Raw genomic sequence first — 21806 nt, forward strand, 5'->3', positions numbered from 1 at the left:
CAGCTCGTAGGTCGGGTTCCGAATTCCGCGCGGCGATCCAACGTAAGTAGCCGGATTGCTGCGCGCGGAATGAGAAACCCGACATTGGTGTGCAATTCGGGAGTGCCGGGTTTCTCGCTTCGACATGAATTCGTAGAATTGGGCAACAGCAACGCTCGGAACCCGACCTCAGACTACTCTCCGAGGGGCTTCGACGCCCACCCGACTTCCTCTACCGCCCTGTGAGAAACTCCCCGATCAGGCGCAAGTACTCCTCCCGCTTCTCCCACCAGATTACGTGACCGGCTCCCTCGATGAGCACATAGCGCGAATTCGGAAAGAGATCGACATACTCGTAGACTGCCGCATAGGGAATATGGTCGCACTGCCCTTGAATCACCAGCACCGGCACCTCGATCAAGCGCATGGCTGCGCGCGGATCCTCCAGATCGCCGAACCAGTTGCTCCAGCCGTGTGAATAGAAGCCGGCGCCGCCCTCCTCGGGACGCACGTTGGTCGAGTCGCAAACCATCTCCCAACTAAATCCGGCGATAAGGGTGTTCAGGATTCCGTCGGCCTCGGCGTCCGGCACGACCTTGATATTCAGGATCGTTGCCGCCGCCATCGCCAGCAATCCCCGCAGCGGCATCCGCATCGCTACGTCGCCGCCCGTGCTCCTGACCGTGATGAAGTGTAGCGAATCCGGAGTCGGATACAAGCTGTCGTTCACCCAACGCCCTGCAGCAGTAAACCTGGTCGGCGCCAATTCTCCCGGCGAACTCAGCACCACTCGTTCCACCCGCTCGGGATGCCTCGTCACATAATTCGCCGCCAGAATCCCGCCGTACGACTGCCCGATCAGGATCACACGCGCCGCCCCGATTCTTCGGGTCACGATCTCATCCAGGTCCGCCAGGTGTCCGTCGAAAGTGTAATCCTTCGGCCGCGGCAGCCGGTCGGACAATCCTGAACCGACCTGGTCATAGAGGTAGACATCATGCCCGAACCTCGCCAGCGCACCGAAAGTGTTGATCTCGGTGGAGTCAACATAACCGCCCGGTCCGCCGTGCACATAAATGATCGGCGGCCGGCTTGCGGGAGGCTCGGCCCGTATCTGCATGTAGGCTATCCGATACCCTTTGTCCATCTGCCAGTACTTGGTGCCCGGACGCTCGGGAAGCGTCTCGATCGTTGGCTTGATCGGAATCAAGCACCAGATCACGAGCGCACCGATGGCCGCGCCGATCAGACTCAAAGCCCAACGAACGATTTTCTTGATCAACCTCATCTTGATAATCAGCAGCGCTCCTTTCTGGTAGTTACATCCTTAGACCTGCAAGGTGGCTAACTTGATTCAGCGAATTGCATTGGCCAAGACTTCTTGTGGCACAAACCCCATTCGTGAGCAAATCCCGTTTCCGTCGCACCTGGGCAGTTTCTTAGGTTAAATCCCTTTTCCGTCACACCTGAACAGTTTCGCAGTTTCGCAGGTCAAATCCCGTTCCCCTCCCACCTCCGCACACTGCGCGTCCGCGTCATCTGGCGCAGCTCCGCCGCTTCACCGTGACGAAGGGATTTGACACCTGATCTTGCCCGTACACAACACCGCAGGGGCTCGGCCTGCGCGCCTGACCTCCCTGTTCTGCCCCAGTCTCCGGGCAGGCGGACCTAGCCCCTACGCCCAATGTTGTCATCGCGAGGAGCGACCATACCCCCTCACTCTCAAAATTCCCTCGCGACTAAGCAATCTAACCGTTCTTCGATCCGGCTGCCTCACAAACCCCGTCTTCTCCCCTCTCCCTCTGGGAGAGGGGTCGGGGGTGAGGGCGCCCATTGAATGCCTCCCATTTCAATATTGACAGAGGCTACCATTCATCTACCTTAATTTCGACGAACGGGGTTATTCATCTCGATGGAAGAACCTAAAGCCTGCCGGAGTTGGCCATGAGACGCATTCTTGGCATCATATTCGTTGCGGTGCTGACGACGTCCACAGTCGCGCCTTCACTCTTCGCCGACTGCCTGGTCATCAACAACATTTCCGGCGTCGTGCTCGACGACCGCGACTCCCTGCCGATAATCGGCGCTCGGGTATGTTTGTTGTCACACTGCTACCCCTGCGGTTGGCCCGACTCCTACTTATGCGCCTTAGCCGGCCCCGACGGAAGTTTCGCCATCGCCGACTGCTGTACCACGCGCTTCGCTCCCGGAGAGCCATACGGCGGCTCGATATCTTACCAGGTCGTTGCCCCCGGCTACGATTCTCTTGATCGGGTCTTCTATTGGGACAACATCGGCGGCTGTCCCGGCGAAGATGATATCGTCGTCTCTGAGGGCATGCCGAATCTTGTCCTTTACCTTCACCCTCAGGCCGTCAGTGTCGACGACGACGCCGAACTTCCGGCGCCGGTGCCGGACTTTGACCTCGCCCTGTATCCCAACCCCTTCAACGCAACGACGAAAATCACGTTCGAATTGACTGCGTCCGCCGAAGTTGATTTGGCGATTATCGCTGTATCCGGCCGCGTCGTTCGACATGTAGCGCAATGCCGCTTGCCCGCCGGACCTCAGGAGTTCACCTGGGACGGCCGCGACGACTCCGACCGCAGCGTCGCCTCCGGCATCTATTTCTGCCGGCTGAAAGCTAACGGCCAGTCCGACTCGCGCAAGCTGGTCCTTTTGAAGTAGTTCCCCATACACCAACGGCGCCCGTCTCCGAGCGCCGTTCGCGTATCCCACCTCTGTAATTCTCGCGTCTCTAATGCGTCCCTTGGATCGTCGTCCAGCTCGTGTCGGACGCCGAGGTAATCCCCTTGACGCGCAGATCGAAGTCGTCCGGGTTCGAGGCGTTGCGCATCGCATCCTCGTAGGTGATATGCCCGCCGCGATACAGCTTCATAATCGACTGGTCGAACGACTGCATGCCGTACTGCACCTGCCCGGCCTCGATGAACTCGATAATCGACGAGGTCTTCATCGGATCGATGATACAATCGCGGATCGCGCCGGTCGTCACCGCCACTTCCACTGCCGGAATACGCCCCGGCATGTCGGCGCGCGGCAACAACCGCTGGCAGATGATCGCTTTCATCGTGCCCGCCAGCAGCAGGCGAATCTGCTGATGCTGGTGCGGCGGGAAGAAGGAGATGATACGGCTGATCGTCTCGACCACGTTCATCGTGTGCAGCGTGCTCAGCACCAGGTGGCCGGTGTCGGCCGCAGCGAGGGCGATCCCCATCGTCTCGGCATCGCGAATTTCACCGATCAGAATCACGTCCGGGTCCTGCCGGAACGCGTGCCGCAGCGCCGTCGCGAAACTCTCCGAGTCGGCGCCGATCTCGCGCTGGCAGATGATTGATTTCTTGTCGCGGTAGATGTATTCGATCGGGTCTTCGATCGTCACGATGTTTTCCGCGCGGTGCGAGTTGATATGCTCGATCACCGCCGCCAGCGAGGTCGACTTGCCCGAACCCGTCGTGCCGGTGACGATAATCAGTCCGCGCCGCGTCTCGCACAAATCCTGGATCACCTCCGGCAAACTCAAGTCTTCAAATGACGGCACCAGCGTGTTGACCGACCGGATCGCGATACCCGGCGTGCCGCGCTGGCGGTACAGGTTGATACGAAACCGGCCCAGCTTGGTCACGGACAACGCCAGGTCCATTTCGCTGCGCGCGGCAAAGCGTTTCTGCTGTTCGGGAGATAAGATCTGCGAGACGATTTCCGCCATCGCCTCTTTGCTGATCGGATCGGTGTTGATCGGGACCAGCTTGCCGTGGACGCGGATGGTCGGCTTAATCCCCACCCGGAGGTGCAAGTCGGAGGCGACTTGATGCTGCATCTCCACCAGCATGTCACGCAGGTTCATCGGTCACTCCTTAAGGTTACTCCGAAAACGAACCGGTGCGACGGCTGGCGGACGGACGGCGACTTACGCCGGCTGCACCATGAAGAGCACCTGACCGAACTCGACCGGCTGCGCGTTTTCGACCATGCGCTGGACAACCACGCCGTCGAATTCCGCCTCGATCTCGTTCATCAGCTTCATCGCCTCGATGATGCAGACCGTCTGCCCCTTCGTGATCCGCTGACCCACCTCGACAAACGGAGGCGCGCCCGGTTCCGGAGCAGTATAGAACGTCCCCACCATCGGCGACTTGATCTCTTTGCCGGTCGGCGCGACCGCTTGCGGCGCGGGGGCCGGCGTCGGCGCGGCGATCGGCTGCGGCGCCGGAGCGGGCGCAACAGCGGCCGACTCCAGCGGCGGCAACGTCGCCACCGCCTGTGCCTTCGGAATCGAAATCGTTGTCCCGTGCCCCCCGTTGCCGTTGCTTCCGGTCGGACTCCGTTTGACGATCGTCACGTTGCTGAACAACGTCTTGATGTTCAGCGACTCGATTTCCGAAGATTCCACCAACTTCACCAGTTTCCGGATAGTTGATTCTCTCATTAGCTTCTATGACCGGGTTGAATCAACCCTACTCCTGTTTATCGAGTTTTCTGACAAAAACTATAGCTCCAGCAACGACTTATCCGCCCGATTCATTACGCGGCAACCGCTTCTGGTAATGACGACATCATCTTCTACCCGCACGCCGCCCCAGCCGTCTATATAGATGCCCGGCTCGACCGTAACCACCATTCCCGGCTGTAGCACCGTGTCGGACAGCGGCGTCAGGCGCGGCTCCTCGTGGATCAGCAGCCCGATGCCGTGCCCCAGCCCGTGCCCGAAATTCTTGCCGTAGCCCGCCTTGGCGATGATGTCGCGAACGTGCTTATCGACAACCGACCCCTTCAAACCCGCGCGCGCCTTCCTGGTTCCGGCAATCTGCGCCTTCAACACCAAATTGTAAATCTTCTTCTGCTGCGCCGATGCCTTCCCAACTACCACCGTCCGCGTAATATCGGAGTGGTAGCCGCCATAAATCGCGCCAAAATCCAGAGTTACGAACTCGCCCTTCTTGATCACCTTTGACGACGCCCGCCCGTGCGGCAGCGCCGAGCGATAGCCGGAGGCGATAATCGTCTCGAACGACGGATCCTCTGAGCCCAGCATCTTCATCTGATATTCCAATTCCGCCGCCACTTCGTTTTCCCGCACTCCCGGCTTGATAATCTGCAAAATCCGCTCGAAGGCCACATCGGCGATATCCACCGCCTTCTGAATCTTCTTGATCTCGTCGCTTTCCTTCACCGACGCCAGCGCTTCAACCATGCCGCCGGTCGGCGCCAGCAGCGCCTGCGGCAGCAGGCTCTTGATCATGTTGAGATTCCTGACCGTCAAGTACGCCTCCAGATATCCGACGCGCAGATTCTTCTGCAGCAGCCGCTTGATCTTGGGAATCTCGGTATATAGCTCGCGCTGGGCGATCAGGACTTTCGCGCCCTTGACCTCTGTCCGCACCTGCGCTTTGTAACGGAAGTCGGTAATGAAATAGGCCTCGTCCTGGAACACCGCCAGCAGTCCATTCGAGCCGCTGTAGCCGCAAAGGTACTTCACCTGCGACAGCTCGTTCACCAGCAGGCAGTCCAGATTGTTCTCCTTCAGCAGCGCTTGCAGATTTCTAATTCGTCCGTGCATAAGCTCCTAACCACACATTTTCAGTTTGGCGTACAACCGGGGATCCCCCGGCGATTCCTGCAGCAGGCGGGCGTAGATGGCACGCGCCTTGTCCTTATACCCCTGCTGGGCATAAAGATCCGCTGCGGTTTCGGTTAACAGGATGTCGTGTTCGGGCTGGCCGACGCTCCCCTGGAACCGTCCCACTTCCTCCAGCCGCGCCGCAATCGCCGCTGAATTCGGCTCCAATTGCGCCGCCTGCAGGTAGTACTTCTGCGCCTCGGTCAACTGCCCCGCGTCGCGGAACAGATCCCCCAATTTGACCAAAGTCAGAGCGTTGTCGGCATCGCGCTTGAGCGCCTCCAAATAGGCGAACGTCGCCGACACCGGTTGCCCGCGGCGCGCGTACAGATCGCCCAGCACCTGCAATCCGACAGCATACTTCGGATACTGCCGAATCCCGGCCTGCAACAACTCGTACGCGCCCTCCCAGTCGCCGGCCTCCAGCAATGATGCCGCCCGGCGGGCGAACCCGTAATCAACGCCGCCCGGCTGAGACTTCTCAACTCCAGAGATAGTACTTCCCCCCTGCCTGGAGAATGCGCCTTCTCGGGCAGAATACTCCATGACCCTCCCACGACTTAGTTCAACCACGATACCGCTTTAGGCCGGAAATCGTCAAGAAAAAAACTGGGCTCCGCCCGACGCAGCCACTCATCGCCGGCCCGAAGAATCTCATCGACGCTGTTGCTTCAGGTCACCATTCCGCGCGCACCTCATGCAACCCCGTCTATCCGACTGCCGAAGTGAAATCGCGACCTGCGGCGTCTAACCGTCGCTCGGAGATCACTTTGCGCAGCATCTCTTGCTTGTCTTGACGACGTCCCTAAGTGCAATTCCGCTTTGAATTTGCCGAACTGCCTGATATGAGGTCGTCGGCGCCGCAAGATTCCCCTTGTCGGAACCGCCCTCACCCGTATATTTTATAAGTTTTGGTACTATTACGGACGGAGGAATTTTCCCGCTATGATGCAAGCTATGCGCAATAACACCCAGATCATCATTTGGATTCTGGTGATTGCCTTTGTAGGTACGATCATTTTTGCCTGGGGCATGGACCTCACTGGTCGCCGCGGCGGCGGTACCGGTATGGCCGCCAACGTCGTCGGCAAAATCAACGGCCGCGAAATCCCCCTGCAGAACTTCGGCATGGTCTCCGAGCAGTTCATCGAGAGTGAACGCCAGAAGACCCCCGATAAAGATTTCACCGAATCGGATTATCGCAACGCCCGCCGCCAGGCCTGGAACGAATTCGTCAACAGCTACCTGCAACAAGAACAGGTCGAGCGCCTGAAGATCCAGTTGACCGACGCGGAAGTCGTCGACTTCCTCCGCCGCTTCCCGCCGCAGGAAGTCCAGGGCATCGAAGTCTTCCAGACCAACGGCAAGTTCGACTACAATAAATATCTCTCAGCGATGGGCGACCCCCAGTACGCCGACCTCTGGCGGCAACTCGAACAGATGGTCCGCCCCCGCTTGACCACCTTCAAACTGCAGGAATACGTCGTCTCCATGGTGCGCGTCTCCGATAACGAACTCCAGGAGCAGTACCTGCGCGACAACGAGCGGATCAAGGTCGACTACGCACTCGTGCCGTACTCCAAATTCCCGGTCCAGGCCAATGAAATCGACTCCAGCGAAGTCCGCGCTTATTACAGTGAGCATCCGGACGAGTTCCGCGAACCGGACCAGGCTTACTACACGCTCTTCCGCCTGAACAAGGAAGCCTCGGCCAAGGACTACGACGCCGCGCTGCAGAAGGCGCTGGAGGTCAAGAAGCTGCTCGATCAAGGTGGCGACTTCGCGACCCTCGCCAACGAATACACCGAAGACCCGTCCGGCAAGGGCAAGGGAGGATCGCTTGGCTTCTTCGCCCGCGGCGCGATGGTCCGCGAATTCGACTCCGCTGCCTTCGCCATGAAGGACGGCGACATCTCCGCGCCCGTGAAGACCCGCTTCGGCTACCATATCATCAATCGTACTGGTACGCGCAAGACGGTGGAGCTGGAAGAAGTCGAGGCCTCGCACATCCTCTTCCGCCCCCAAGTCTCACAGGAGACCATGGATGAGTTGATGGCGAAGATCACGCGCTTCAAGAACGAAGCGACCCCCGCCAACGCCAATACTCTGGCCAAGGAACTCGGGATAACTCAGGAAGGCTCGCGCAAGGCGGCCAAAGACCAGCCGATCGGCAATTTCGGCAAAGATGAGGCGATCGAAAAATTCGTGTTCGAATCCGCGGACGGCGCGCTCTCCGATGTCATCGATCGCAATGAGGCTTTCTACCTGATTCGCAAAGACCGCCAAAAGACGGCTGGCGTCGCCGACTTGGCCGATGTCTACCCGGTCATTCAGCGCAAGATGATCGACAAGCGCCAGCGTCAGGGCGCGCTCGCCGTGGCACAGCGTATCCACAGCGCCGTCATGGCCGGTTCCGCACTCGCCGACGCCGCCAAGGCCGTCGGCTACGAAGTTATCGAATCCGGCTTCTTCGCCCGCTCCGGTCGTCTGCCCGGCATGGGCAACGACGCTGCGTTCATCGGCTCGGCCTTTGCCCTCTCCGAGGCCAAGCGGTTCTCGCCCGCCGTCCTTTGCGGCAATGGCGCTGCCGTGATCGAGTTTAAGGAACGCACCGCTGCCAGTCTCGACGGATTCGCCGCGGAACGCGACACTTTGCGCACCAAGGCCCTCCAGACGGCCCAAAGCTCGTTCTGGGACAAGTGGTTCACCAAGCTGATCAATACCGCCGATATCGAGGACAACCGCCAAACGATCTTCGGCGAAACGATGTAGACCTTCCGCCCCGATCCAGCGGGAGCAACGCGGCGAATCCTCCGATTCGCCGCGTTTTTCTTGCCCCTTGCCGCTGTTTCAATTTGCACCGCTTCGTCCCTCCCCTTCCGCCTTTGACCGAAAAAATTTTCTCATTTCTGCAGCTCAAGCTTTCTCCGCCTGTTCCGATATGAAAAACAACAATTGTTGGTTCACGGATGAAACCCTCAGCGGAAGACAGGATGTGCCGCTTTGAACACGATGATGTCCGCACAAAATCGCACCGCCACCCCCGTTGACTGTCATGATCTGTCAGCGATCCTCAAAGATCTGGCGGCGTATCTCTCCGAGTCAGAGTTGCTCTCAGCCTTTGAGTCGCGCTGTGGCGCGCTCCTGCGCGTTGCCGGCGTCGCGTTGCAAGTTTGCGATGGCGAAGCCGCGGCTGCCGATGAAAAACCTCTGCTCGACTTGGCTCTGAAATTCAACAACCAGACGCGCCATCTGCTCTTGCAGCCGACCTTGCCCGGTCTCTCCGACCAGGCTCGCAACGCGCTGCTCGATGCAATCACAGTTTCCCTCGGCGATTTCTATGCGCGCATACTGGCCGAAGCCACCACGCCGGAACCGCCGGCGTCGGCTCCGACTCCGACCACGGCCGCCGCGACTCTGCCGGCGCCGACGGTCGCTATCCCTGATGATCTGGTCTCCGCCTTCGCGCACAAGATGCGCAACAATCTCAGCGCGATGATGACTGCCGCCGGACAACTGGGCGACACCGGATTGATTGACACCAACCCCGACACTACCATGCTCATCGGCGTCGTCGAATCGGCCGCCGAAGCGCAGCGCCGCCTGATCGATCGCTTCGTGATGCTCTCGCGGCCGGTCGTGGTGCGCTTGACGCGGTTCGAAGTCACCCCCCTGTTGCGCGCTGTCATGCAGCGCTATGCCGCCGTCAACGGCAATCATCTGGAACTGAACGGTCTCGAGCGCGAGGTCGTGATCGAAACCGACCGCGCTCTCTATCAGGTGATTCTCAGCGAGATGATTGACAACGGCCTGGAAGCCAGTTTGCGCCACGCCATCGTCCTCGATGCCGTCGTGCGCGACCAGCACTTCGAGCTGACCTTCCGCAACGACTGTGCGCCCTTGCCCCCCTATGTGGTCGACAACATGCTGAAACCGTTCTTCACCACCAAGACCGGCCATGCCGGGCTCGGCCTGCCGATCGCACTGCACTACGCCCGCCTCCTGGGCGGCACGCTGCGCCACCGCTGCGGTCGCGAGGACGCCGAATTCACGATCGCGGTTCCGCTCTCCAACGAGGAATTGATTCGATGAAGATAGATTTTCCGGAAAGGACTGACCCATGCCCAGCATTCTGATCGTCGATGACGATCGCAATCTTTGCAATGCGCTGAAACCGCTGTTGACTCGCAACGGCCATACCGTCGAGTGCGCCTTCACCGCCGCCTCCGCGCAAGAGTGGCTCGAGAAACGCCTCTTCGATCTGGTCGTCACCGACCTCCGCCTTTCCGACGGCCTCGGCATCGACATCATCCGCACCGCCAAACGCGTGCTGCCCGACGCCGAAGTCATCATGCTCACCGGCTTCGGCTCCGTCGATACCGCCGTCGAAGCGATGCGCTGCGGCGCCTTCGACTACATGACCAAACCGTTTAATGAAGCCGAAATGCTGCTGACCGTCGAGAAGGCGCTCGCCCAGAAGAAGATGAAGAGCGAGCTCAAGCACCTCAAACTGGCCTTTGCCGAAAACTATAACTTCGACAGCATCATCGGCTCCTCACCCGCCATCAAGAGCGTCATCGACGTGATCAAGCAGGTGGCGCCCCAGGAGATTAACATCCTCATCACCGGCGACTCCGGTACCGGCAAGGAACTGATCGCCAAAGCTATCCATAACAACTCGCAGCGCCGCGACGGTAAGTTCGTCGCCATCAATTGCTCGGCGATGCCGGAACTGCTGCTCGAATCGGAGCTGTTCGGGCACGTCAAAGGCGCATTCACCTCCGCCACCGCCAACAAGAAGGGTCTCTTCGAGGAAGCCTCCGGCGGAACAATCTTTCTCGACGAAGTCGGCGATACCTCGCCCTCGCTGCAGGCCAAGCTGCTGCGCGTCCTGCAGGAAGAGGAAATTCGCCCGGTCGGATCCAACGAAACCTTCAAAACCAATGTCCGCGTCATCGCAGCCACCAATAAGAACCTCGAGCAGATGGTCGCCCGCGGCCGCTTCCGCGAGGACCTCTATTATCGCCTCAACGTCATCTCGCTGCATCTGCCGTCGCTGGCGGAACGCCGCGAAGACATCGTGCCGCTGGCACAGCATTTCCTCGCCCGCTACTGCGACCATTTCAACAAACCGCCGAAACGACTCTCGGTCGGCGCCTGCGACAAGTTGATGGCGCACGAGTGGCCGGGTAATGTGCGGGAATTGGAAAACACCATCAAGCGCGCCGTGGCGCTCTCGATTGCCGACGTCATCGATGTCGACAACCTGTTCCTGATGAAACCGATGCCCAAACGCGACGAACGCGGCGACCGCACCACCGGCGGCGCCGAAACGGCCTCGCTGGAAGATATGCAGAAAGAGCATATCGTCCGCAGTCTGCGGGAAAATCGCTGGAATTACTCGATTACCGCGGGCAAACTGGGAATCGGACGCACCACGCTGTGGCGCAAGGTGAAGAAGTTTAATATCGTGAAAGAGTAGTGCCCTGGGGGAAATTCGGTCTAACTACCAATCACAACGGCGTCGGAGAGCCCTCTCCGGCGCCGCTGGCTATTTTATCCGCACGGCGCGGCGCCGCCGGCAAAGATGTAGTTGATCAGGTACACCGCATCGGAAACGTTTACCACACCGCTGACATCGACGTCCGCGGCCGCCAGCGGCTCCGGCGCGGCGCCCCCCGCGAAAACATAGCTCACCACATAAATCGCATCCGAGATACTGATATTGCCACTGCCGTCGGCATCGCCGCAGAGGTACGCCAAATCGATCGTTAACGTCGCCGCGTTCAGCAGCACCGACGGACTCCAGGTGTCGATCATCAGGTAGTAATGACTCGGAGGCAGCGTAATCCCGGCGATCCCATACGGCATCGTATCGCCGCTGGTTGCCGAGGCGATGCACTTGTCCGTGGGCGGACAGATGGTGTCGAGCAGAAAACCGCTGCCGGCAACGCCGCCCGGATCCAGGTCGAAACTCAGGCGCAGTTGCTCCGTCAACTCAAAGTCGAAAAACAGATCCTCGCCGCCGTCGAATTCTTCCAGACATGTTGCCGAATAGTTGTCTTCTGCTGCCACCGTGGTGATTGATCCCAGCACATACGGCAGGCTGCTCGCCGCGATCGGCGGTAGCGACAGCGGCAACGTACAATCGACGCCGAACGGATCGTAGCTAATCTCCGTGATCAGAATATCGAATTCCGGAATACATGCCGGCGAGGGCCAGGTATCGACCATGATGTAGTAGAATCCCGGTTGGAGCAGTAAACCCAGGATGCTGTGCGGCATTGTGCCCGAGGTCGTGCTCAGCCCCAGACAATCGTAGTCGGGCGGGCAATTGTCGTCAATCACGATTCCCGTCCAGCCTGTTCCCTTCGGGTCGAGCGTGATCTGGCAGGCCAGCGTGCGCGTCACCTCCAGACGGATCACATAGTCCTCGCCATTGTCATAGTAGCCGAGACAGGTCGACGAATAGTCGTTCAGTGCGCTGCAGGTCGACCGGCCGTCGATCAATAGCGACGACACATACGCTGGAAACAGGATTTCCTCCGCATCCAGGCAATTGCTGCCGCACGGCACCGGATCATTCGGCGTATTCGGCTTGCAGCGCCCCTCCAGCATCCGCGCCAACAGGATCACCAGCAAAATGACTCCGACGACAAGAATCTTGATCGTCGAAACTCGATCAAGCGGCATTTTTTCCTCCCGTATTCAGGAGTGAACGTCAGTGGTTACCGATGGCTTTGATTATAGTGCAAGTATCTACCCTGAAAGTATACGTATCGCTCCCCATTTGCAAGCAGATTCTCAGGTCGGATCGGGGTATCTGAAGGAACCGTCACGCCACCGGGCGCTTCTTTTTCGGTCGAATCAGGAGCTCTTCACTGCGGCGATTAGCCAGGGCCGAGTCGATCGCCGGATCGGCCAGCAACGCCAGGATGAACTCGGAATCAGCCTTGACGACAAAGCGGCCGAGATTCTTGAACACATTGAGCGCCTCGAACGTACCGCCGGATGCCTTGGCGGCCCGCGCCACCAGTTGCTCCACCAGCTTGCCGATCTGCGCCGGTGTGCTCGAACCGATCTTCGACTTCTTCAGCGCGAACACCGCCTCAATCGGCTGGGTCTTCGCCGTCTCTGAGCGCAGAAGCGTCTTCAGATCAGGATCAGCCTTGTCTTTCGCCACCGGGGATTTCTTCTTCACTTTCACCGTCACGGCATCGTCTCCATCAGGTGCTACGCGGCGTGTTCGTTCGTGCCCAAGAAAAATGCGTCACCGGGACTTGCTTTTCAACAGCAATTTCACCGCCGCGGCGGCATCCGGCAAACCGCGGTTGGCGCGTTCGGCCGGCATGGTTGGCGCCAGCCGGCACGACTGGAAAATCGCGGTTTCCACTTCATTCACCGTGGCCCTCGGTTTCGCTTGCCACAACAGCGCCGCCATCCCGGCGATGTGCGGCGTCGCCATCGAGGTCCCGTCCATCGCCTGATACCCCGAGCCCGGCTTCGCGGAAACGATCTCCACCCCCGGCGCTACGATGTCCGGCACCAACGGATCGCGCCGGCGGCGAAAGCGCTGGCTCGACGAGAAGTCCGCCACTGCCAGCTGCTTGTCGATCGCGCCCACCGACAACGCCTGCCAGTAGTTGCCCGGCGACCGGCTCGTCCCGGGACCTTCATTCCCGACGGCAAACACCGGCAGCACGCCGCGCGCCCGCAAGATATCGGTCAGTGATTCGAAATCATCCCACCACCCCCGAAATCCCAGCGACATGCTCAACACCTTGACCTTCTTACCGACCGCCCAGTCCATCCCCGCCAGCACCCGCGCCACCACATCGCCCCCCTCGATCACGACTGCGCTCGCCAACTCCGCTTCCGGCGCCACCCCAATCGACTTGCCCGAGCAAGTGCGTCCGGCGATCGTCGCGGCCGTGTGCGTGCCGTGACCGTCGGTGTCATGCGGTGAGGGTGTCGGACGAACCTCGATGCCAAGCACGTCAAATTCGGCAAAGTACTTGATAGCCTTCTTGAGCGCCGGATGCTTCCCATCGACGCCGGTGTCGAGATGCCCCACCAGTACACCCTTGCCGGTTAATCCCTCTTTCCACAACGCCGGTACGCCAAGCGCTTCGATCCCCCACGTCACGGTTCTCGTGACTTTGGCTGCCGTCGTCCGTGTCGGCCGTATCAGGCTCATCTGCGGCGCTCCCGCGACGGCTGCCACCAGTCCCTTCTCATTCTTGAGCTTGGTCAGCCCGTTGACGTCAATCGTGCCGAAGGCGATTCCCAAGTTCGGATAGTAGCGTACCGGCGGCGCCGCCCGCTGCTTGCGTGCCCGCTCCCGTGTCAAGGCCGTTAATTGACTGATCTCCGAGCGCACGAAAAAGCTCTTCAGCACTTCCAGCGGCCGGAAGGACTTCGCCGCCGCCGCTTCCGGCTTCAGCGTGACAATTACGCGCGCCACGCCGGTCGCGCGCAGCTCTTCCCGGACCAGTTGCGACATCGCTCTCCTCCTTTGCACCCACCGCCGTCTAATTCGTCCCATCTTGAGACACTCCGTCCTGACGGCTCCGGGGCGCTAACTCTGTGCGATACCTCACGAAACGCTTCCGCACGCGCTCGGTCAAGGTGATTCTGACTCCGCGGGCACGACAATTTCAGCCGATCGACTTGTCTCGATTCCAGGACCTCCTTGTTTCCTGAAATTCTTCGAAATCCTTGGGAACCAACGGCTCCAAGGCGCGTTCCTATTGACAAATAGCTCTTGGTTGATTAGATACCGACGACATGTTTCGCAACAAAGCCAAGAGCCTGAAGAGCGATTTTGAGCAAGAGGCGATGGTCCATACCGACGCGCTGTATCGTACGGCGTTGCGGATGACCAAGAACCCTTCCGATGCGGAGGACTTAGTCCAGGAGACGTTGCTTAAGGCGTATCGTAGCTTCGACCGGTTCGAGCAAGGCACCAACGCGAAGGCGTGGTTGTTCAAGATCATGACCAACACCTTCATCAACAACTACCGGGCGAAGCAGAAAGAGTCGACGTCGGTTTCGTTTGACGACATCGACGACAGCGTTATGCACACGCAACTGCCCGGTTTGGTCGCCGAATCCAGCGATCCCGAGAAGGAGTTCTTCAACAAGATCATCGACCGCGACGTCGTCGCCGCGATCGAGAAACTTCCCGAGGAATTCCGCATGGTGGTCGTGCTGGCGTTTAACGAAGGCTTCGCCTATCAGGAAATCGCCGACATCATGGGGATCCAGGTCGGCACGGTCAAGTCGCGCTTGCACCGCGGCCGCAAGATCCTGCAGAAACTCTTGTGGGAGTATGCGAACAATAGCGATAGAGAGAAGGAACGAGCTGAACAGTGAATTGCCGCGAAGTATTAGCCAGGCTCTATGACTATCTCGATGCGGAACTGACCCCCGCCGAACGTCAGGATCTTCAAAAGCATCTCGAACACTGCAGCGATTGCCTGCACAAATACCAACTCGAAGAACAATTCGACCGCGTGGTTCACGCCAAGCTGAACACGCCGTGCGAAGTAGACCAACTCAAAGCGCGCATTCTTGTGGAGATCGCCAAGATCGATCGCCAGCAGGGTGCCGCCTCGGCCGGGAACAACCGCAATCTCCTGTTTCTGCTGATGCCGATTGCCGCCGCGATCCTCATCACGGTGTTCCTGATCAATCCGTTCGCGCCGAAAGGGTCGGTGCTGGAGGCGGTCTATCCCTACGCCATGGAACACAACAAGTGTCTCGACCATGTGATGCAGTATATCGTCCAGTCGCATGATCCGGCTGAGGTCAAGGCCGCACTCGCCCATATCGGCGCAGTGCCGGAGGACCTGTTGCAGCCTCCCACCGGCCAGTTCCAGCTCGCCGGTGCCGCTATCGCCCATGTCGATAACCACGACAACGCGCATCTGGAATACACTTACGCGGGCGAGGAAGTCTCCGTCTTCGTACTCGACAAGAACACCATCGACAAATCACACTTCGACCGCCAGGATCGGGACGGCAAGTCGTTCTACCTCGGCTCCTGCCCCAAATTTCAGTATGTGATCTGGTCGTGCGAACAACACGAATGCGTCGCCGTCAGCCTGATGCCCAAGGACAAGCTGCTCCAATTCGCTTCGTCGTTTTGAGCTAACCCCCTTTCTCGAAGACCGAACTGCACCTGCAGGACCAACCACGCTGTCTCGTAGTTGAGTATCCTCAGTTGCGTCGGTTCTTGATTTCGCGCGGGGGACTTGAATGCTGTTGATATTTTCGAAGATCCAGCGCGAAATTGTGAACCGACGCCCTATCACTTCCGCGTAGTCCCGACTTTTGAAACGGCCTCTCACGCCCCGACGGGCTCCGGCTACTCCCCGATCCGCACCGTCGCATTACGAAAATCAAAGGCTCGTACCGGCGCATTGTAGCGCCGCTTGAAACAATCCTCGCGCGGTCCGGCGTGCGTACTGTCAGCCGCGACAATCGCGCGGCCGTCCCCTTCCACCAGGCTCTGACCCACCAAGAGCACATGCCCCGATTTGTCGGAAAACGAATTGTCGTCGCACTTGCCCCAGCGAAACCGCAACGGCAAGGTTAACCCGCGAAAATCACGGTCATCAGTGGCGTAGAAATACAGCCGCGCCACCTCGCCAGGCCCGACTTGCGAGCGCGCCGAGGGATGCCGATTCGCCGCGTCCTGCTGATCCGCCAACCCCACCATCCGAATGAACGAAGCAACCGCCAGCGAATCGCCGCTCGTCAGTTTGCCGGTGCGCACTGCCAGGTACTCCCATTCGCCCTTCGTCAAAGCGCCAAAGGTCGCTGAGTCGAACACCAGTGCGTTGTGGTCATATTCGAGGTGCAGATTGAATCCCCCCAACATCATCGTCGTATCGAGCAGCCATACGCTCGCCACAAAACCCGTCCCCGGCGCCACCAGCGAATCCACCGCAATCACCACCCGCCCCGTCGTCACCGTCAACGGCGCCGCCGTCTGCGCCATGACACTTGTCCCGCTGCTGCCAAGCATGACGGCCAATGCCAGAAAGAGAGTCTTCATAATCGTTATATGCGCGTTCCTTCCACCCGGCGCCACCGCTTTCTGCTTGTGCCGCTCCCGTCCAGCCGATTTCTTGCCCTCATGATCCACCGCCGACCTGACTTCAGGACACAGCGATGAAACGCTATCTCCCCGTCATCGCCGCCGCCGTCGCGTTCGTAGTCTACTTCCTGACCACTTGCCGCGCCCTCTGGATTGGTGATTCGCCCGAATTCGCGCTCGTTCTCAATTCGCTCGGCATCGCGCATCCCCCCGGCTATCCGCTCTTTACGATCCTCGGCACTCTCTTCGTGCAGGCGCTCGCGTTCCTACGCCCGATCTTTGCCGGCGGGATTTTCTGCTCCCTCGCGGCGGCAGCCGCCGTCGGCGTGGTCTTTCTGGTCCTGCGCCGCCACCTTTCCGATCTGACCGCGCTCGGCCTCAGCCTGGTCTGGGCTTTCACCCCGATCTTCTGGGCCGAAACCAACGGCGTCGAAATCTACACGCTCAACGTCCTCCTGATCGCGCTCTGCTTCTACGCCCTCGAATCGCAAACTCCCTACCGCTGGCCGCTGACCATCTACCTCTTCGGCCTTTGCCTCAGCAATCATCCTTCGGCATTGGCTCTGGCGCCGGCTCTATTGTATGCGTTTTTCACCGACCGCGAATACACCCGGCCGCGCCGTCTGCCGCTCTATTTCGCGTTGCTGCTGCTCGCCGGCTCAATCTACCTATATCTCTGGATTCGCTCGCTGCACAATCCCGCAACTGACTGGGGCAACCCCGAAGGACTTGCGGCGCTCTGGCAACACATGACCCTCAAGCAGTATTCCGGCTGGGTCGGTAATTCCTGGGATCATGTCGTGTTCTCGCTCCAGCTCTACGCCCGCGCTGTTCTCGATTGCTGGTCCTGGCCCGGCGCGATCCTGATCGTCAGCGGCGCCGCAGTCGGCTGGAACCTTGTCCGCCGCCGCACGGTCTACGCGCTATTGATCCTCATCATGGCACTCTTCATGGCCGCCTTCCACCAGGCCGTCAATCACGAACCCTTTTTCCTGCCACCGCTGCTGGCGTCGCTGCTTCTGATCGCCAATAACTTCCTGTGGCTGCAAAGGCTGAAACTGCCGCGGCCGATCTGGGCTACTGTGGCAATTGCTGCTGCGGTTGTCCTCTTGGCACTCAACTATCGCGATCAGGATAAGTCCAACTATACGCTCTACGAAGATTACTCGCGCGTGCTGCTCGAAGCCGCCCCCGACAACAGTCTCCTCTTTGTCGCCGGCGACATCAACTCCTTCGGTCCGCTCTATCTGCAATTTGCCGAGGGCTATCGCACCAACGTCGAGGTCTACGATCGCTCCGTGCGCAAGTGGCCGCTGATTGCGCAGGCTCGACGCTACTCACCAACCGTGGGCAACGACGTGTTGACTGCGCGGGCTCTGCTCCTGGCCAGTTCACCAAAACGCAAGTTCTTCGCCAAAAGCCACTATCAGAACGAACCCGACTGGTGGGAGGGACTCGACTCCCTGCACTCCTACGGCCTGCTCTACGAATTCTCCCCGCCGATCGACCGATCGCGTCCGGTGCGCGCGTACCCCGCCGACCTTGACCCCGGCAATTTGATGTCGCGCGAACTGCTCGTCAATCTCGACCTGATCCGCGGTGAGGAGAAGCTGCTGTTGTCGCCGCCCGACACCGTCGGCGCCGAGGCCGATTTCCGCCTCGCCTTCCGCCGCTACGATAACGAACCGCGCGGACTGCTCCTCAATCAGGTCGGCATCTTCCTCCGCCGGGTCGGCATGCCCGATCTCGCGCTGGAAGCCTACACCCGCGGCCTCGCCAAGCCGATTCTCGCCGCCGGCCAGCGCGCCGAAATCCGCTTCAACATCTCGAACGTCTATAAGGATCGCGGCAACGCCGCCCTGCAAAATCAGGACTTCGCCGCCGCCGCCGGTGAATTCGAGCGCGCCGCCGAATTCGACCCCGACAACCCCCGCCTGCTTCTCAATCTCGCCTTGATCTACGCCCGCCAACTCAACAATTCTGTCAAAGCGCGAGCACACCTAAGCCGCTATCTCGAGCTTGAGCCAAATGACGCCCAGGCGCGCCAACTGCTCAATTCATTGCCCTGAAGCGATTCTCCCGCCACAAATATCCCGGGAACTTCCGCTGTATAAATGAGGAGTGGCGCAGCGACATTGCTGTCTGTCTGGTAGCCCGCCGCAGTAGGTCAGGATCCCCGCGATCCTGACATCACAGTTGCGGATTCTTTGTAGGTCAGGATCCCTGCGATCCTGACGATGTCGCTCGATGGGAAAGGTGACGTATGAACTTCGATAAATACACAACCAAAGCTTCCGAAGCCGTCCAGGGTACCATGCAACTGGCCGGCCAGCTCGGCCATCAGGCAATCACGCCCCTGCATCTTCTACTGGTGCTGATCCAACAGCGCGACGGCATCGTCCCCTCGTTGCTGCACAAACTCGAAATCGATGCCGCTGCCCTTGCCGATCGCGTCAAGTCCGAACTGACCCGTCTGCCACAGGTCACCGGCGGCGAACCCTATGCCGCGCCGGAATTGCGCAAAGTATTCGACCAGGCCGAATCCGAGGCCGGTAAACTCCGCGATGAATACATCAGCACCGAGCACCTGTTCCTGGCGCTGCTGGAACAATCCGCCCTGCGCAATCTCGTCAAGACCGACCGCGACACCGTGCTCAAGGCGCTCGCCGGCATCCGCGGCTCCCAACGGGTCACCGACCCCGACCCCGAGGGCAAAATGCAGGCGCTGGAAAAGTACACCCACGACTTCACCGCCATGGCGCGCCGCGGCGAAATTGACCCGGTCATCGGCCGCGATGAGGAAATCCGCCGCATCATGCAGATCCTCTCGCGTCGCACCAAGAACAACCCCGTCCTCGTCGGTGAACCGGGCGTCGGCAAGACTGCCATCGTCGAAGGTCTCGCCAAGAAAATCGTCGACGGCGACGTGCCCGAGACCATCAAGGACAAGACCTTGCTCTCCCTCGACCTCGGCCAGATGATCGCCGGCACCAAATATCGCGGCGAGTTCGAAGACCGCCTCAAAGCCGTCATCCGCGAAGTGGAAGACTCCGAGGGCCGCATTATTCTCTTCATCGACGAATTGCATACCATCGTCGGCGCCGGCGCCGCGGAAGGCGCCATGGATGCCGGCAATCTGCTTAAACCGGCACTCGCCCGCGGCAAACTGCGGACGATCGGCGCCACTACGCTCAAGGAATACCGCAAGCATCTGGAGAAAGACGCCGCGCTTGAACGACGTTTCCAGCCGGTCATGGTCGAAGAACCCTCGATCAAGGACACCATCTCGATCCTGCGCGGCATCAAGGAGAAGTACGAGGTCCATCACGGCGTGCGCATCCGCGACAATGCCATCGTCGCCGCCGTCACCCTCTCGGCGCGCTACATCACCGACCGCTTCCTGCCCGATAAGGCAATCGATTTGATGGACGAAGCCGCCTCTGTGCTCCGCATCGAAATCGATTCCAAGCCGACCGAGATCGACCGCCTGCACCGGCGCATCCGCCAGCTGGAGATCGAGCGCGAAGCCCTCAAGCAGGAGAAGGACGACGAGTCAAAACGCCGGCTGACCGACCTGGAGAAAGAACTCGCCGAAGCCCGCGAGGAAAGCGCCCAACTCGAACTGCACTGGCAAAACGAGCGCAAAATCATCGACCAGATTAAAGACTTCTCGGCGCAGATCGATCGTCTCAAGGAAGAGTCCGCGCAGGCCGACCGACGCGGCGAACTCCAGCGCGTCGCTGAGATCACGTACGGCAAAATTCCTGAGCTCGAGAAGAAGATCAAAGCTGCCAAGGACGAACTCGCCCAACTGCAACAAGACCAATCGATCCTCAAGGAAGAGGTGGACGAGGAAGACATCGCGCAGGTCGTCTCGCGCTGGACCGGCATCCCGGTCGCGCGCATGATGACCGAGGAATCGGTCAAGCTCGCCCGCATGGAAGACGAACTCGCCAGGCGCGTCGTCGGCCAGAAGGAAGCCATCACTGCCGTCGCCAACGCCGTCCGGCGGTCGCGCGCCGGCATCCAGGAAGAAGGCCGCCCGATCGGATCGTTCATCTTCCTCGGTCCCACCGGCGTCGGCAAGACCGAACTGACCAAGGCCCTCGCACAGTTCCTGTTTAACGATGAGCGCATGCTCGTCCGCATCGACATGAGCGAGTATATGGAGAAGCACGCAGTCGCCCGGCTCGTCGGTTCGCCCCCCGGCTACGTCGGTTATGAAGAGGGCGGCCAGCTTACGGAAGCCGTCCGCCGCCATCCCTACACCGTCGTGCTCTTCGACGAAATCGAAAAGGCGCACCCGGAGGTCTTCAACATCCTGCTGCAGATGCTCGACGAAGGCCGCCTCACCGACAACAAAGGCCGTACCGTCGATTTCAAGAACACCGTGATCATCATGACTTCGAATATCGCCTCGCAGCAGATCGCACACTTTGCCCACGACCGCAAGGCGCAAGAGCAGGCCGTGCAGGAGGTGTTGCGCCAGACCTTCAAGCCGGAGTTCCTCAACCGCGTCGATGATATTATCATCTTCCAGCAATTGACGCCGGAGGAAATCGCCCGCATCGTTGAACTGCAAATGCAACTTGTCGCTGCACGTCTCGAGAAGAAGGGCATCACCCTGACTATCACTCCCGCCGCGATTGCCTATCTGGCTCGCGCCGGTTTCGACGAGGTGTTCGGGGCGCGCCCGCTCAAGCGCCTGATCCAGAACGAAATTCTCGATGAGCTGTCGTTGCGCATCATCGAGCACAAGATCGGCGAAGGCGCCGTCGTCACGATCGACTTCCGCAACGGCAAAATCGCCTTCGACTGATCTGTAGTCCTCATCACCTTCGGTCCGGTGCCCCACCGCCTCCGAAGCGTCCCGAGGAACGAGGGATTGCGGCAGGAACTCTCGACCCGCTGCAGTGACGCACCTTGTAGTGCCGACTTCAGTCGGCTTGTTGTCTCCCGGTGCCCCACCGCTTGCGGTGGGTCTTCCAAATCCGTCTCCGGTGCCCCACCGCCCGCGAAGCGTCCCGCGCAACGAGGGATTGTGGTGGGATTCTTCCGCGCCGTCAGGAATCCCTTCCTGAC

Annotated in this window: 17 protein-coding genes; 8 read left to right on the plus strand and 9 right to left on the minus strand. The window is 59.9% G+C overall.

Going from position 1 to position 21806, the window contains the following annotated elements:
- Positions 1-211: 211 nt before the first annotated feature.
- Positions 212-1267, minus strand: coding sequence for an alpha/beta hydrolase (locus tag IT585_07330; protein ID MCC6963048.1), 1056 nt, complete (start codon positions 1265-1267; stop codon positions 212-214).
- Positions 1268-1923: 656 nt separating this feature from the next.
- On the opposite strand from IT585_07330, the gene IT585_07335 reads away from it, so the two are divergent.
- A complete protein-coding gene (locus tag IT585_07335) occupies positions 1924-2667 on the plus strand; it encodes a T9SS type A sorting domain-containing protein (protein ID MCC6963049.1) in 744 nt (247 codons plus the stop codon).
- Positions 2668-2737: 70 nt separating this feature from the next.
- On the opposite strand, the gene IT585_07340 is transcribed toward IT585_07335, so the two are convergent.
- The 4 genes from IT585_07340 to IT585_07355 form a co-directional block, all read right to left on the minus strand.
- Positions 2738-3847 carry a PilT/PilU family type 4a pilus ATPase gene (locus tag IT585_07340; protein ID MCC6963050.1) on the minus strand — a complete coding sequence of 370 codons (1110 nt, stop codon included), beginning with the start codon at positions 3845-3847 and terminating at the stop codon, positions 2738-2740.
- 63 nt (positions 3848-3910) lie between these two features.
- Positions 3911-4429, minus strand: coding sequence for an acetyl-CoA carboxylase biotin carboxyl carrier protein (gene accB / locus IT585_07345; protein ID MCC6963051.1), 519 nt, complete (start codon positions 4427-4429; stop codon positions 3911-3913).
- A 60-nt stretch (positions 4430-4489) separates the two neighbouring features.
- Complete coding sequence (locus tag IT585_07350; protein MCC6963052.1) at positions 4490-5560, minus strand: aminopeptidase P family protein; 1071 nt, start codon at positions 5558-5560, stop codon at positions 4490-4492.
- A 6-nt stretch (positions 5561-5566) separates the two neighbouring features.
- A complete protein-coding gene (locus IT585_07355; GenBank protein MCC6963053.1) occupies positions 5567-6166 on the minus strand; it encodes a tetratricopeptide repeat protein in 600 nt (199 codons plus the stop codon).
- 399 nt (positions 6167-6565) lie between these two features.
- Here IT585_07355 and IT585_07360 point away from each other — a divergent pair, with 399 nt between their 5' ends.
- From IT585_07360 to IT585_07370, 3 genes are all read left to right on the plus strand, one after another.
- Positions 6566-8392, plus strand: coding sequence for a peptidylprolyl isomerase (locus IT585_07360; GenBank protein ID MCC6963054.1), 1827 nt, complete (start codon positions 6566-6568; stop codon positions 8390-8392).
- Between the two features lie 231 nt (positions 8393-8623).
- Complete coding sequence (locus IT585_07365; protein ID MCC6963055.1) at positions 8624-9712, plus strand: HAMP domain-containing histidine kinase; 1089 nt, start codon at positions 8624-8626, stop codon at positions 9710-9712.
- A 28-nt stretch (positions 9713-9740) separates the two neighbouring features.
- On the plus strand, positions 9741-11102 hold the full coding sequence (locus tag IT585_07370; protein MCC6963056.1) for a sigma-54-dependent Fis family transcriptional regulator: 1362 nt from the start codon (positions 9741-9743) through the stop codon (positions 11100-11102).
- A 74-nt stretch (positions 11103-11176) separates the two neighbouring features.
- Here IT585_07370 and IT585_07375 read toward each other — a convergent pair whose 3' ends face one another.
- From IT585_07375 to IT585_07385, 3 genes are all read right to left on the minus strand, one after another.
- Positions 11177-12313: a dockerin type I repeat-containing protein gene (locus tag IT585_07375; GenBank protein ID MCC6963057.1), complete on the minus strand. Its 1137-nt coding sequence runs from the start codon at positions 12311-12313 to the stop codon at positions 11177-11179.
- Between the two features lie 142 nt (positions 12314-12455).
- On the minus strand, positions 12456-12833 hold the full coding sequence (locus IT585_07380) for a hypothetical protein (protein ID MCC6963058.1): 378 nt from the start codon (positions 12831-12833) through the stop codon (positions 12456-12458).
- Between the two features lie 57 nt (positions 12834-12890).
- On the minus strand, positions 12891-14123 hold the full coding sequence (locus tag IT585_07385; GenBank protein MCC6963059.1) for a S8 family serine peptidase: 1233 nt from the start codon (positions 14121-14123) through the stop codon (positions 12891-12893).
- A 284-nt stretch (positions 14124-14407) separates the two neighbouring features.
- On the opposite strand from IT585_07385, the gene IT585_07390 reads away from it, so the two are divergent.
- Positions 14408-14995: a sigma-70 family RNA polymerase sigma factor gene (locus tag IT585_07390; GenBank protein ID MCC6963060.1), complete on the plus strand. Its 588-nt coding sequence runs from the start codon at positions 14408-14410 to the stop codon at positions 14993-14995.
- Positions 14992-15771, plus strand: coding sequence for a zf-HC2 domain-containing protein (locus IT585_07395; protein ID MCC6963061.1), 780 nt, complete (start codon positions 14992-14994; stop codon positions 15769-15771). The genes IT585_07390 and IT585_07395 overlap by 4 nt, the downstream gene beginning before the upstream one ends.
- A 218-nt stretch (positions 15772-15989) precedes the next feature.
- Here the strand turns inward: IT585_07395 and IT585_07400 are convergent, their stop codons facing one another.
- The gene (locus IT585_07400) at positions 15990-16682 is read right to left on the minus strand and encodes a hypothetical protein (GenBank protein ID MCC6963062.1); all 693 of its coding nucleotides are present in this window, start codon (positions 16680-16682) and stop codon (positions 15990-15992) included.
- A gap of 116 nt (positions 16683-16798) precedes the next feature.
- Here IT585_07400 and IT585_07405 point away from each other — a divergent pair, with 116 nt between their 5' ends.
- Entirely contained in the window at positions 16799-18793 is a 1995-nt protein-coding gene (locus tag IT585_07405; protein ID MCC6963063.1) for a DUF2723 domain-containing protein, read from the plus strand.
- A gap of 194 nt (positions 18794-18987) precedes the next feature.
- The gene (gene clpB / locus IT585_07410) at positions 18988-21543 is read left to right on the plus strand and encodes an ATP-dependent chaperone ClpB (GenBank protein ID MCC6963064.1); all 2556 of its coding nucleotides are present in this window, start codon (positions 18988-18990) and stop codon (positions 21541-21543) included.
- Positions 21544-21806 lie beyond the last annotated feature (263 nt).

This window comes from Candidatus Zixiibacteriota bacterium (genome assembly GCA_020853795.1).
In the GTDB taxonomy this organism is placed as follows: domain Bacteria; phylum Zixibacteria; class MSB-5A5; order CAIYYT01; family CAIYYT01; genus JADJGC01.